This window comes from Luteimonas aestuarii (assembly GCF_004357985.1).
Classification (GTDB): Bacteria; Pseudomonadota; Gammaproteobacteria; order Xanthomonadales; family Xanthomonadaceae; genus Luteimonas; species Luteimonas aestuarii.
On the sequence record NZ_SMTF01000002.1, the window covers coordinates 320,996 to 333,876 of the forward strand.

General features: G+C 68.8%; 10 protein-coding genes and 1 riboswitch. Of the genes, 2 read left to right on the forward strand and 8 right to left on the reverse strand.

Features of this window, described 5'->3' with window-relative positions; all coding sequences use genetic code 11:
• Nucleotides 1-53: 53 nt before the first annotated feature.
• The 3 genes from E2F46_RS03935 to metF form a co-directional block, all read right to left on the reverse strand.
• Nucleotides 54-965 carry a branched-chain amino acid transaminase gene (locus tag E2F46_RS03935; protein ID WP_133320769.1) on the reverse strand — a complete coding sequence of 304 codons (912 nt, stop codon included), beginning with the start codon at nt 963-965 and terminating at the stop codon, nt 54-56.
• Nucleotides 966-1,106: 141 nt separating this feature from the next.
• Entirely contained in the window at nt 1,107-1,826 is a 720-nt protein-coding gene (locus E2F46_RS03940; RefSeq protein WP_133320770.1) for a hypothetical protein, read from the reverse strand.
• Between the two features lie 73 nt (nt 1,827-1,899).
• Nucleotides 1,900-2,724: a methylenetetrahydrofolate reductase [NAD(P)H] gene (gene metF, locus E2F46_RS03945; protein ID WP_133320771.1), complete on the reverse strand. Its 825-nt coding sequence runs from the start codon at nt 2,722-2,724 to the stop codon at nt 1,900-1,902.
• Nucleotides 2,725-2,989: 265 nt separating this feature from the next.
• On the opposite strand from metF, the gene E2F46_RS03950 reads away from it, so the two are divergent.
• Nucleotides 2,990-3,547, forward strand: a complete 558-nt coding sequence (locus E2F46_RS03950) for a DUF3228 family protein (RefSeq protein WP_133320772.1) — start codon at nt 2,990-2,992, stop codon at nt 3,545-3,547.
• Nucleotides 3,548-3,661: 114 nt separating this feature from the next.
• On the opposite strand, the gene E2F46_RS03955 is transcribed toward E2F46_RS03950, so the two are convergent.
• The 5 genes from E2F46_RS03955 to ahcY all read right to left on the reverse strand — a co-directional run bounded on the left by E2F46_RS03955 (nt 3,662) and on the right by ahcY (nt 9,906).
• Complete coding sequence (locus E2F46_RS03955; protein ID WP_133320773.1) at nt 3,662-4,306, reverse strand: hypothetical protein; 645 nt, start codon at nt 4,304-4,306, stop codon at nt 3,662-3,664.
• 315 nt (nt 4,307-4,621) lie between these two features.
• A complete protein-coding gene (locus E2F46_RS03960) occupies nt 4,622-5,908 on the reverse strand; it encodes a glutamate carboxypeptidase (RefSeq protein ID WP_133320774.1) in 1,287 nt (428 codons plus the stop codon).
• Nucleotides 5,909-5,945: 37 nt separating this feature from the next.
• A complete protein-coding gene (locus tag E2F46_RS03965; protein ID WP_133320775.1) occupies nt 5,946-6,722 on the reverse strand; it encodes a hypothetical protein in 777 nt (258 codons plus the stop codon).
• Nucleotides 6,723-7,060: 338 nt separating this feature from the next.
• Entirely contained in the window at nt 7,061-8,167 is a 1,107-nt protein-coding gene (locus tag E2F46_RS03970) for a Kelch repeat-containing protein (RefSeq protein WP_165967335.1), read from the reverse strand.
• Between the two features lie 275 nt (nt 8,168-8,442).
• Entirely contained in the window at nt 8,443-9,906 is a 1,464-nt protein-coding gene (gene ahcY / locus E2F46_RS03975) for an adenosylhomocysteinase (protein WP_133320777.1), read from the reverse strand.
• 34 nt (nt 9,907-9,940) lie between these two features.
• Nucleotides 9,941-10,018, reverse strand: a riboswitch (S-adenosyl-L-homocysteine riboswitch).
• 328 nt (nt 10,019-10,346) lie between these two features.
• Here ahcY and E2F46_RS03980 point away from each other — a divergent pair.
• Nucleotides 10,347-12,848 (forward strand): alpha/beta hydrolase family protein, encoded by a 2,502-nt coding sequence (locus E2F46_RS03980; protein ID WP_133320778.1) that lies wholly within the window; start codon nt 10,347-10,349, stop codon nt 12,846-12,848.
• The last annotated feature ends 33 nt before the right edge of the window (nt 12,849-12,881 follow it).

The window sequence follows — 12,881 nt, forward strand, 5'->3', positions numbered from 1 at the left end:
CCATCGTCACCGGTCAGGTCCGCGCGAACGTCCCCGGCGGGCCGGGGCCCGCCCTACACCGGCTCCAGCCAGCCGCGCTTGTCCTGCGTCGTGCCGTTGAACAGGCCGAAGAACAGGTCCTGCAGCCGACGCGTCAGCGGCCCGGCCTTGCCGGCGCCGACCTGGCGGCCGTCGACCGAACGGATGGGCGTGATCTCGGCCGCGGTGCCGCACATGAAGAGCTCGTCGCACAGGTAGAGGTACTCGCGCGGCAGGTCGCGCTCGATCACGTCGATGCCGGCATCGCGCGCCAGGGTGATGATCGAATTGCGGGTGATGCCGTTGAGCAGCGCGGCGCTGACCGGCGTGGTGTGCAGCGCGCCGTCGAACACCAGGAACAGGTTCTCGCCGGCGCCTTCGCTGAGCAGGCCGGTCGAGGCCAGCGCGATGCCTTCGCCGAAACCGAGCCGCCGCGCCTCGCGCGCCACCAAGGTGCCGGACAGGTAGTTGCCGCCGGCCTTGGCGCCCGCGGGAATGGTGTTCGGCGCGAACCGCTGCCAGCTCGACACGCAGGCGTCGATGCCGTTCTCCAGCGCTTCGGCGCCGAGGTACTGGCCCATTTTCCACGTCGCCACGGCCACGTCGGTCGGCGTGTCCGCCGACAGGCCGAAGCCGCCGAGGCCACGGAACGCGACCGGGCGCAGGTAATCGGTAGTGTTGCCGTTGGCCGAAATCACCTCGCGGCAGGCTGCGTTGATCTGGTCGAGCGGGTAGGGGATGTCGATTTCGTGGATCTTGGCCGACTGGTACAGGCGCTGGTTATGGTCGTTGAGCCGGAAGATCACCGGGCCATCGGGCGTGTCGTAGCAGCGGATGCCCTCGAACACCGACGACCCGTAATGCAGCGCATGCGCCATGACGTGCGTGGTGGCCTCGGCCCAGGGCTTGATGGTGCCGTTGTGCCAGATCCATTGCGGGTATTGCATGGGTGTTCCCGGAAGTGCGAGGGCGGCCATTTTGCCTGATTGCCGGGCATCGAGAGCTTGTTTCCATGGCCAGGCGCATCGCCCGGCGACCGTATGGGGATCGCGAGCACGGATGCGGGTTGCGTGCTGTCGGGGGTTCGCTCAGAAGCTGACCCACCAGCAGCCCAGGTGACGGCGCAGGCCGAACACCGTGCGCGATGGCGTGTTGCCCCCAGCCAGCGTCTGGTCCACCTGCAGTGCATACGGCACCCGGCGGCGCGGTGGCGGTGGCGTGGCCGGTTCCGGCACCGTGGTCGCGGCGTCGTCTGCAGTCTGCGATGCGTTGCCGCGTGCCAGCGATCGCGCGGAAGGTCGCCAGGGCGTGGTCCTGCGCATCAGCTCGGACGAGGAGGGCGGCCGCGCCGGATCGACGCCGTCGTTCGCGGGACCGCCTTCCATGCCTTCGGCCGGTGACGCGGCCGGCGCGACCTCGGGCGTGTCTTCCGGGAACAGCGGCCGCGCATCCACCAGGGGGCGCTGGGCGATGGCATCGAGCCGGTCCATGATCGCGTAGCCATCGCGGTGGCCGATGCCGGGCCAGTGGTAGACCGCGGCCAGGCGGTTGGCATCGCGTGCATCGATGGCCATGGTCAGTTCGAACGTCAGGTCCTGCAACGTGCGGTTGCAGCCGCGACGATGCGGCGAGGCCTGGCCCTCATCCGTCCCGCGCTGCAGCCGGCTGACGGCACCCACGTCCTCGCATGCGCGATCGGTGAAGACGGTGCGGCCGTCCGCGGTTTCGCAGCGCTGCACCTGGGCCTGCGTCGGCTGCGCCGTGCCGGCGACCAGCCAGAGCAGGCAGACGAAGGCAAGGGAGGGCACGCGGCACATCGTGGCAGCCTAGCGTCGTGCGCAGGCTTGCGGAAGCGCGTACGGCACGCAGGTCGAGGCGGGTTCAGCCCAGGCGCGACAACACGGCCTGGGTGGGCCGGGCCAGGTTCAGCGTATAGAAGTGCAGGGCGGGTGCGCCGCCCTCCAGCAGCCGCTGGCACAGCGACGCCACCACGTCGGCGCCGAACGCGCGCACGCTGTCGGCGTCGTCGCCGTAGGCCTGCATCTTCTTGCCGATCCAGCGCGGGATTTCCGCGCCGCACTGTTCCGAGAAGCGACGCAGCTGAGAGAAGTTCGAGATCGGCATGATGCCGGGGACGATCGGCACCTCGACGCCCAGCGCGCGCACCGCATCGACGAAGTGGAAGTACGCGTCGGCGTTGTAGAAGTACTGCGTGATCGCTGCATTGGCGCCGGCATCGACCTTCGCCTTGAAGTGGCGCAGGTCCGACAGCGCGTCGCCCGCCTGCGGGTGCGTTTCCGGATAGCAGCCGACTTCGATGTGGAAGTGGTCGCCATGTTCGCGGCGGATGTAGGCGATCAGGTCCGAGGCGTAGCGCAGGTCGCCGGGGTGGCCCATGCCCGAGGGCAGGTCGCCGCGCAGCGCGACGATGCGGCGGCAGCCCATGTCGCGATACTCGCGCAGCAGCTGGCCGATCTCGTCGCGCGTGCCGCCCACGCATGAGAGGTGCGGCGCCGCGTCCAGGCCATGCGCGTCCTTCAAACGACGCACGGTGTCGGCGGTGTAGCTCAGGGTCGAGCCGCCGGCACCGAAGGTACATGACACGTACTCGGGACCATGCGTCTTGAGCCTGGCCGCGGTGCGGTCCAGCTGCGCGCGCTGTTCGTCGGTCTTGGGCGGGTAGAACTCGAAGCTGATCGCAGTCATGGTGGCATCGCAGGGGGCGAGCCGGAATCATATCTCTTTATCGCGATGGATGCGAAAACCGGTGATCGGTGTCCGTAACCTGCCATTCCCGCTGACGCAGGGCCCCAGCGCTTGGCACCAGTTCGAAGGCAATCCCGTGGCCCGCATCGCGTCCTCGCCACGAAGGCGTTTGGCCCCGGCTTGCGCCGGGGTGGCGGGCATGCCTGGACGCCTGTCCGTGGGGGTCCAGGCAATGCCAGGGTGCGGCCCCGGCTACCATCCCGCCATGTCCATCATCCTCACGCCCTTCGCGCGCCCGCGCCTGTTTCCGCGCGAGCCGCGCGCCAACACCATCCGGGACTGCACGCCCGCGCAGTTCGAGCGGCATCTGAACACACGCGCGCCGCTGAAGGAGCTCGATGGCTATGCGCCGTTCTGCAAGCTGCACGTGCACCGCAACTGGACGTCCACCCGCTGCCTGACCGTGCCCATCACCGACGGCAACCGGCACCTGCTGCGCAGCGCCTACGAGGCGCGCACGAAGGACGAGCTGCCCGTACTGGTGCGCTGGTTCGAAGGCGTGGAGCCACCGGTCGCCGAATATCTCGTGGTGATCCTCTACAGCGCGGAACAGTTGGCGAAGGAGGGCGCGCCCATCGACGGCGACTGGGGCGTCGTCGGCTGCATGTACACCATGACGCCAGACGAAACCCCGATGGCGCCGATCACGATGATGCGCAACGCGCTTGGCGTGGAAGAGGGCGGATCGGGCGTACCGCTGGATCGCGCTGCGTATGCGCGAGCCGTCGATTTCTGGGAGCGCAACGCCAACTGGCGACCCTGACCGCGGCTCGCGGCCCAACGCTGATTCCCACTCCATCGCGAAGAGTCCGCGATGAGGCCTGTGCCCCGACTTCCGCGGGACACGCGTGGCGTTCTCCATCGCTACCCGGGCCCGTCATGCCGACCAGGTGTGGCCCAGGAAATAGCAGCCCGTGCTGCGACGCACGTCGAAGTCGGCCACCGTCTGCGCGTGGGCATCCTGCAGGATGACCTGCAGCGTGCCGCCCGCCTCGTCGGCCATGGCGGCCATGCCGAAGCTGGCGCCGAAATACTCCGCATCCACCACGGCCAGTCCGCCCAGCCGCTCGATGCGCGCCATCATCTGCATTGCCTGCGCATGGGACATGCCCGCCCAGTCGAAGCTTTCCGCGATGCGGTTCGCGTCGCCCAGCGCCATCGAGGCATGCAGGTCCAGGGCAAGCTGCCGCGGCGTGGTGGCGCAGCCTTGCGAGAGCGGTCGCCGGGCAGGTGCCGCGTCGCGGGGCTGTCGTGCAACGAATCCACTCTCGAATGGCGCCTCGCCGCGTAGCTGCGCTTCCGCGCGGCGCTCGCGCTGGATGCGGTTGAGGACATCGGCCGGAAGCGGTGCGTGATGGCCACCCAAGCTGCTGCAGCTGGTGTCGGAGTAGGCATGCGTTCCGTCGGGCATGGCGCAACGGGCGACACCCGTGGATGCATTGGCGGCGCGGGGGGCCGCCGACAGCAGGGCGATCGCAGATGCGCAGGCAAAGGCAAGGGTGGACATGAGCAGCAGGCGCATGGCGGCAGCGGGGGCTGGCGAGCCTTCATCGGCACGCCGCCACGATCCGGCCACGCACGTCAAGACGGCGTCCGGAATCGGCGAACGGAGGCTGAATTCACGCTGGTTTAGCAACCGGGTTCAAGTCCGGTTGCGGGAAGTGGACGAAGCGCCGGGCGAGGCGGGTCGAATTCTCCCGGGAAGCGCGGCGGCTGGCGTCGCGACGGCCATCGCATTGCCGGCTCGCGCCGCTCGCGCTGCGTCGCATCAACCGCATGCGACGGAAGGGGGCGGGATGTTCATCGCATCGGTGCGGTCGCGGTTGATGCGAGTGGATCAGGGTGAAGGCGCTGCGGCATGTGCGCGCTTGCCGAGCTCGATCATCATCCGCGCCGCCAGGTAGATGCGCGGCGGGATCGAATCGATCTCGATGTACTCGTTGCGTGCGTGGTAGCCCCAGCCGGCAAGCCCGAGTCCCTCCAGCACGGCAGGCACGCCGGAGCGGCCGGCGAAGCCGGCGTCGGTGCCGCCGTTGGTGGTGGGATGCATCAACAGTGTGCGGCCATCGAGTTCGGCATAGATGTCGCGGGCAAGGTTGGCCAGCGCCTGCCCGCGCTCGCCGGCCACGTACATCGGCCGCAGCGGCTGCAACGCGACCGTCGTGGTGGTGTCGGGCACGGCGGAGCTTTCCGCCACTTTCGCCTGCAACGCGGCCAGCAGGCGCTCGTTGGCGCCGGCGGCATTGATACGCACGTCGCCACGGGCTTCGGCGCGTTCCGGGATCTGGTTGCGCACCGTCCCGGCGTTCGCAACGGTCCAGTTGAGGTGCGCGCCGGGCACTTCGGCATCGATGTCGTGGGTCTGCATCAACTGGTGGGCGAGTTCGACCAGGGCATTGCGGCCCTGTTCGGGTGCGGCGCCGGCATGCGAGGAGCGTCCCTCCACCGTCAGCGTCGCCATCGAGGTGCCGGCTGCGCTCAGCAAGACGCCTTCGTGCTCGATCACGGCCTTGGCGGGCGAAGGCTCGAACGAGAGCACCACGTCATGCTCCGCGCCCAGCGCGGCGATGGTTTCGCCGGAACCGGGCGAACCGATTTCCTCGTCCGGGTTGAACACCACCGTGATGCGTGCGTAATCGCTCCAGCCGTGCGCCTTCACCACCGACAGGCCATGCAGGATGACCGCCACGCCGCCCTTGTCGTCGGCGATGCCGGGGCCGTACAGCAGGTTGCCATCCTGGTGGAAGGGTTCGGTGTCGAGGATCCCGCTGTCGTAGACGGTGTCGGTATGTGCGATCAGCATGATCTTCAGTGCGCCGCCACCCTCGAACGTGCCGCGCACGATGTCCACGCCGCCGGAGGCCGATGGCACGCGATCGACGGTGGCCCCCAGCGTGCCCAGCCGCGCTTCCAGGTAGGTCGCCAGCGTTTCCAGCCCTTCGTGATCGGTGGAGCCCGATTCCACCGTGACCAGGTCGCGCAGCGTGTCGATGACCGCAGGCTGTTCCGCCTGCGCGGCGGCCAGCAGGCGGGGATCGGCCCCGGCGGCCTCTGCCAGCGACGCGAAGGCGAGGCTGGCGCCGAGTACCCATGCAAGGGCCGGTTGCGTGCGTGCGATGTCCATCAGGGAACTCCTGCCGCGATGCGGCGATGCGATGACGTCAGAACTGGTGTTCCAGGCCAAGCCCCGGGCCGTTTAGTGTGGTATCGAAGCTGAAACCATTCGATGACGCATAGTCGCTGGACAACCAGCGGTAGCCGGCCACCAGCGAAGTGCGATCGTTGAATGCGTATCCGGCCAGCAGCATCACGTCGGTCGACAGGTCGGACTCGCCGCGGCCGGCCAGTGCCCAGCCGCCCAAGAACGTGCGGTTGGCGAACGCGCGCCTGCCTTTCACACCCACCTGCAGGTCCACCCAGTCGGCCTTCTGCTGGCCCGAGTACTGCTGTGGCATGGGTGGCGGCAGCGGAATCGGCGCGGCGTAGGCGATCCGCGTGCGCACCGACCACGCGCGCGCACCGGCCACCAGGTCCAGATGGCCGGATGCGTCTTCCAGCCACCCGTAGCGGTACGCGACCAACCCGGTAGCGGCGCGCAGCTTCAGGCGTGCAGGCAGTTGCGCCCCCATCTGCGGCGCCTGGACCGCGGTCGAAAGTCTGGCGTAAAGGCCGTCGACGAGGAGCCCGTGCCGCCCCTTGCGGGCCTCGAACGCGCCCATGCCGCCGATCCTGTCGACGTCCAGGTCCTTCCAGGCGTCACCGAAGTTGTTGTCGGCACGGAAGCCCAACGGGAGCTGCGCGTGCGCGACGCTGCCATCGAAGGACGTGGACCACACGTAGGGCGCGGCGCGATACGCCCAGCGATCGTCGTCCGCAGCCTGCGCCTGCGCGGCGCCAGCCACCAGCGCCATCAGGCCGAGCCATGATCGAGTCTCCATGCACGTTCGCCCGGTGCGTGGTGGAACGGCGCACGTCCCTTGCGTGGATCCCTGCTTGCCCAGCCTGGAGGGCCGCCTTTCCCGCGGCGAAGGCACGATCCCACGCGGCCAGGGAGCCGTCAATTGCCGTCGGCGCCGGTGCGGCGGGATGCGCAACATCGCGCGCCGCCGACGACCGGGTCGAGGCGCGTGTCACGGATCGCCGGTTGCGTCGTGAGATGGCATTGCTGCGGCGCGTTGGCAGGACTGATGGCCGTGCTGCATGATCCGGCCCGTCAGTCTCCCCGTGTGGAAGTCGGGGCCACTCGCATCGCATCGGGCGTTAACGGTCGTCCGGTCTACGCGTCCTGGTCGCAGCGCATCGTCGGCCGATAAAGTTGCATCGCATTGGTTCCGGTGTTTCCGCCGATGGTGATCGCGCCGCCGGGCAGGAAGATGCGGCCATCGATCACGGCGCTGCCTTTCAGGCCATGCATGGCGATGGGCAGGTCCGGCAGGCGTGTCCAGCGATCGGCGCGCGGATGGTAGGCATACGTTGTCGGAGTCAGGCCCAGCACATGGCCGGGGTCCCCCTCACCACCGAACACGAACATGCAGCCGGCATGCACGGCGCTGGTGATGCCGCCGCGCGGCGCGGGCATCGGTGCGCCGCGCGTCCACTGGCGGGTGGCGGGGTCGAAGATTTCAACCACGTCCGTGCGCTCGCCCATGGCGCCCGGCTGGAAGCGCCCGCCGGCGACGATGATCTTTCCATCCACGGCCGACATCGCCAGGTGGTTGCGCTGCGTCGGCAGGTCGGGGAGCGTTTCCCAGCGGTCGGTCGTAGGATCGTAGACCTCGAATGCCGAGCCGCCGGGCGGCCGGCCACCAGCCACGTAGATCTTGCCGTCCACTACTGCGGAACCACCACCGCTGCGCGGAGTCGGCATCGGCGCGCGTTCGACCCATCCGCCTTCCGCGGGGTCGTGCATCCAGGTCTGCGCCACGAACACTTCCGGTCGCCCGGTGCTGGCGCCGTCGATCTCGCCACCGATCACGTAGAAGCGGCCGTCCACGGCCGCCGTCATGATGTGGTGGATCGGTCGCGGCAGGCGCGGGCCCAGCGTCCAGCGACTGGTCGCCGGGTCGTAGACCTGCACCAGGTCGGAAGGCAGGCGGCCCGGCGGATAACCGCCCAACACCCACACCTTGCCGTCGAACAGCGCAACGGCATGCTCGGAACGCGCCAGCGGCATCGCCAGGCCCAGGCTCCAGCCTTCGAACTCGGGGAACGCGCCGACCGGCGCACCGACGCTCACGCGGTCGTTCCAGGTTTCCTGCAGTTCTTCGGCCTGCACCGGCGTGGCCTGGTCGGGCGCGGGTTGCGGCGGCCCGCCCGGGGGCGGTGCCTGCAGCGCGGGTGCGGCGGCAGGCACAGGTTGTTGCGCGTGCGCATACGACGCCATGGCCATTGTGAGCGCGATGAGAGCGGCCTTCGCCCCGGGAACCGCTGTACGCCTGGTGCCGTTCATCACGTGCCTCCTCCCTTGGTCGGGACCAAGGGTGGACCGGAAGGGCGAAGCTGCCATGTGTCGGAAGTGAGGGTATCGTCTTGCGGCCGTGACGCACTCACGTGCCTTGCGTCGCGACGATCAGGAACGGGCCAATCCGATCGCCGCATGCCGCAAACAGAACGGGCGCCTTCCGGCGCCCGTTCCATGCACGACGATGAGGCCGTCGATCAGTAGCGGTAGTGCTCCGGCTTGAACGGGCCTTCGACCGGGATGCCGAGGTAGTCGGCCTGGTCCTGGGTGAGTTTGGTCAGCTTCACGCCGATCTTCTCCAGGTGCAGGCGCGCGACTTCCTCGTCCAGCTTCTTCGGCAGGATGTAGACCTTCGGTTCGTATGCGTCCTTGTTCGCCCACAGGTCGATCTGCGCCAGCGTCTGGTTGGAGAACGAGTTCGACATCACGAAGCTCGGATGGCCGGTGGCGCAGCCGAGGTTCACCAGGCGGCCTTCGGCCAGCAGGAACATCGCATTGCCGTTGGGCAGGATGAACTTGTCGACCTGCGGCTTGATGTTGACCTGCTGCACGCCGGCCAGCGCCTTGAGCGCCTCGACCTGGATCTCGTTGTCGAAGTGGCCGATGTTGCAGACGATGGCCTGGTCCTTCATCGCGGTCATGTGCTCGACGCGGATGATGTCCTTGTTGCCGGTGGTGGTGACGTAGATGTCGGCCTCGCCGAGGGTGTCCTCGACGGTCTTCACCTCATAACCTTCCATCGCCGCCTGCAGCGCGCAGATCGGGTCGATCTCGGTGACGATCACGCGGGCGCCGTAGGCGCGCAGCGACGCCGCCGAACCCTTGCCCACGTCGCCGTAGCCGCAGACCACGGCGACCTTGCCGGCCAGCATCACGTCCAGCGCGCGCTTCAGGCCGTCGGCCAGTGATTCGCGGCAGCCGTACAGGTTGTCGAACTTGCTCTTGGTGACCGAGTCGTTGACGTTGATCGCCGGCACCAGCAGCTTGCCGGCCTCGGCCAGCTGGTAGAGGCGGTGCACGCCGGTGGTGGTTTCCTCGGACACGCCCTTCCAGTCCTTGACCACGCGGGTCCAGTAGCCGGGGCGCTCGCTGGCGACGCGCTTGAGCAGGTTCTTGATCACCTGTTCCTCATGGCTGCCAGAGGCGCTGTTCACCCAGCTCTCGTCGCCCTGTTCCAGCTCGTAGCCCTTGTGGATCAGCAGGGTCACGTCGCCGCCGTCGTCGACCACCAGCTCCGGGCCGGTCAGCGTGCCGTCGGGCAGGGTGAAGGTGAGCGCGTCGAGCGTGCAGTCCCAGTATTCCTCCAGCGTTTCGCCCTTCCATGCGAACACCGGCGTGCCGGTGGCGGCGATCGCGGCGGCGGCGTGGTCCTGGGTGCTGAAGATGTTGCACGAGGCCCAGCGCACGTCGGCGCCGATGTCCTTCAACGTCTCGATGAGCACGGCCGTCTGGATGGTCATGTGCAGGCTGCCGGTCACCCGCACGCCCTTGAGCGGCTTGGTGGCGGCATGTTTCTGGCGGATCGACATCAGGCCCGGCATCTCGTGCTCGGCGATGTCGAGTTCCTTGCGGCCCCAGTCGGCCAGCGAGATGTCGGCGACCTTGTAGTCCCCTTCGGTCGAGAATTGCTTGGTAGAGGCAGGCTTGAGTTGTGCGTTCATCAGGGTGCTCCGTCTTCGGGGACCCGTGGGTCCGGAAAAACGGGCGCCGTTGAAGCATGGAACCGCACCGAGCCTGGCCGTGGCTTGCACGGTCGCAGCGCCCCTCGATGGGTCGGTGATTATATCGTTTGGTACGGATGGAGGGATGAAAGCCGGCCATATCGCAGGCCGCTGGTGCGGCAGCCCGCTCCCTCCCTGCTCGCCGCAGTCGCTGGCGGACAGTCTGCCCCCTCCCCCGCTCGCCGTTCGGGGGCGGGGGAGGGATGGGGTGGGGGCGGCTCTTGCTGCTGCCGGGGCTGATGCGATGAAAAGCGCCCCGCCCAACCTCCTCCCGCGCTAAGCGCAGGGGTGAAGCGGAGGCCACGCATGACCATCGTCATGGGGGTCGGTTGGCGGGCGCGGTTATCCTCCAAGGTTCATTTTTCGCCGGGGAACCCACGATGCCCACCCGCCTCACTCGCCTGATGCGCCCGCTGCTGGGCTTTGCCCTGCTGCTGGCGGTGCCTGCATTGGCCACCGCACAAACCCCGGCCGGTGATGTCGAGGCGTCCGGGTACCGGCTGCCGCCGGCCGAACTGCAGGCACTGGTGGATGCGCCCCGGCCGCCGCGGCTGTCCTTGTCGCCACGCCGCGACCTGGTGGCCTACCAGCGCGCGCCGGCGCTGCCGGGTATCGACGTCGTGGCCCAGCCGGAACTGCGCCTGGGCGGCACCCGCATCCATCCGCGCACGTACGCGGCCAGTGCTTTCAGCTTCGTCGACGATCTCTGGCTGCAGGCCATCGATGGCGGTGAAGAACGCCGCATCGCGGGACTTCCCCAGCCGCTGGCGCTGTCATCGATGGCGTGGTCGCCGGACCAGCGCCACATCGCCTTCAGCCATGTCGACAGTCGCGCCGGGCGCGTGGAGCTGTGGCTGGTGGACGTGGCCGCGCTGCGTGCGCGTCGCCTCGTCGAGCAGCCCCTGAACACCGTGGCCGGCGATGGCTTCCAGTGGCTGCCCGACAGCCAGGGGCTGCTGGTGCAACTGCGCGTGCCGGGCGAAGCGCCGGTCGATGCCGGCGTACCGACCGGCCCCAACATCCAGCAGACCGAAGGCGGCGAGGTCCGCAGCCTGCGTACGTTCCAGGACCTGTTGCGCAATCCGCACGACGAAGCGGTGTTCGCGCACTACCTCACCACGCAACTCGCGCGCGTGGACCTGCTTGGCGGTATTACGCCCATCGGCACGCCCGACCTGCACGTCGGCGCATCGATCTCGCCCGATGGCCGCCACGTGTTGCGCCAGCGCATCGCGCGGCCGTTCTCGTACCTGGTGCCGTATTCGCGCTTCCCGCGCACCATTGACGTGATCGGCCTGAATGGCCGCGTGCTGCATACCGTGGCGAGGCTGCCGCTGGTCGAAGGCCTGCCGACCGGCAACGATGCCGTGGCCGAGGGCGTGCGCCGGGTGTCGTGGCGCGCCGATGCGCCGGCCACGCTGGTCTGGGCCGAGGCGCAGGACGGGGGCGACCCGGCGCGCGCCGCCGAGGTGCGCGATCGCGTGTTCATGCACGCCGCGCCATTCAACGGCGACCCGATGGCGCTCGCCGACCTGTCGATGCGCTATGCCGGCGCCACCTGGGGCTCGGGCGAGCTGGCCCTGTTGTACGAAACCTGGTGGCGCACGCGCGGCATCCGCGAATGGCGGCTGGCGCCCGATGCCGGCACCGCGCCGGTGCTGCTGCGCGAAGGCTCGTACGAGGACCGTTACGCCGATCCGGGCACGCCGGTCACCCTGCCCGATGAAAACGGCTTCGCGCGCCTGCTGGTGGCGGCCGATGGCGAGACGATCTACCGCATCGGCGATGGCGCGTCCGACGAGGGCGACCGCCCGTTCCTGGACCGCCAGCACTTGGCCAGCGGCACCACCGAACGGCTTTTCCACTCGCAGGCGCCGTACTACGAAGCACCGCAGGCGCTGCTGGACGCCGAGGCAAGTCGCATCCTCATCACCCGCGAGTCGCCCACCGAACCCGCCAACTTCTACGTGCATACCATCGGTGGCAATGCCGACACGCGTGTCGCGCTGACCGCGTTCGAACATCCCACGCCGCAGCTGCGCGACGTGCACAAGGAACAGATCCGCTACGTGCGCGACGATGGCGTGGACCTCACCGCCACGCTGTACCTGCCGCCCGGCTACGACCCGGCGCGCGACGGCCCCCGCCCGACCTTGCTGTGGGCCTACCCGCGCGAGTTCGTGTCGGCCGACGCGGCCAGTCAGGTCACCGGCTCGCCCTATCGCTTCAACAACATCAGCTACTGGGGCCCGCTGCCGATGCTGGCCGCCGGCTGGGTGGTGCTGGACGGCCCGACCATGCCCATTGTCGGCGTCGACGGGGCCGAACCCAACGACACCTACGTCAGGCAGTTGGTCGCCAGCGCGCAGGCGGCGGTGGATGAGGTGGTCCGGCGCGGCGTCGCCGACCGCGAACGCATCGCCATCGGCGGCCATTCCTACGGCGCGTTCATGACCGCGAACCTGCTGGCGCATTCACGTCTGTTCCGCGCCGGCATCGCGCGCAGCGGCGCCTACAACCGCACGCTCACCCCGTTCGGCTTCCAGGCCGAGGAGCGCAACTTCTGGCAGGCCGGCGACACCTATGGCGCGATGTCGCCGTTCAACCATGCCGACAGGATCCGCGATCCCATCCTGCTGGTCCACGGCGAGCAGGACAACAATTCCGGCACCTTCCCGATCCAGAGCGAGCGGATGTACGCAGCCGTGAAAGGACTGGGCGGCACCGCGCGCCTGGTGATGCTGCCGAACGAGTCGCATGGCTACCGGGCGCGCGAATCGATCCTGCACATGCTGTACGAAACGCATGCCTGGCTGGAAACGCACGTGCGCGATGCCGCGTCGCGCGGTGGCGAGGCAGCGGCGGGTGCGGCCTCGCGCTGAATCGAGCATCTGCCTTCCCGGAGCAGGAGCGTC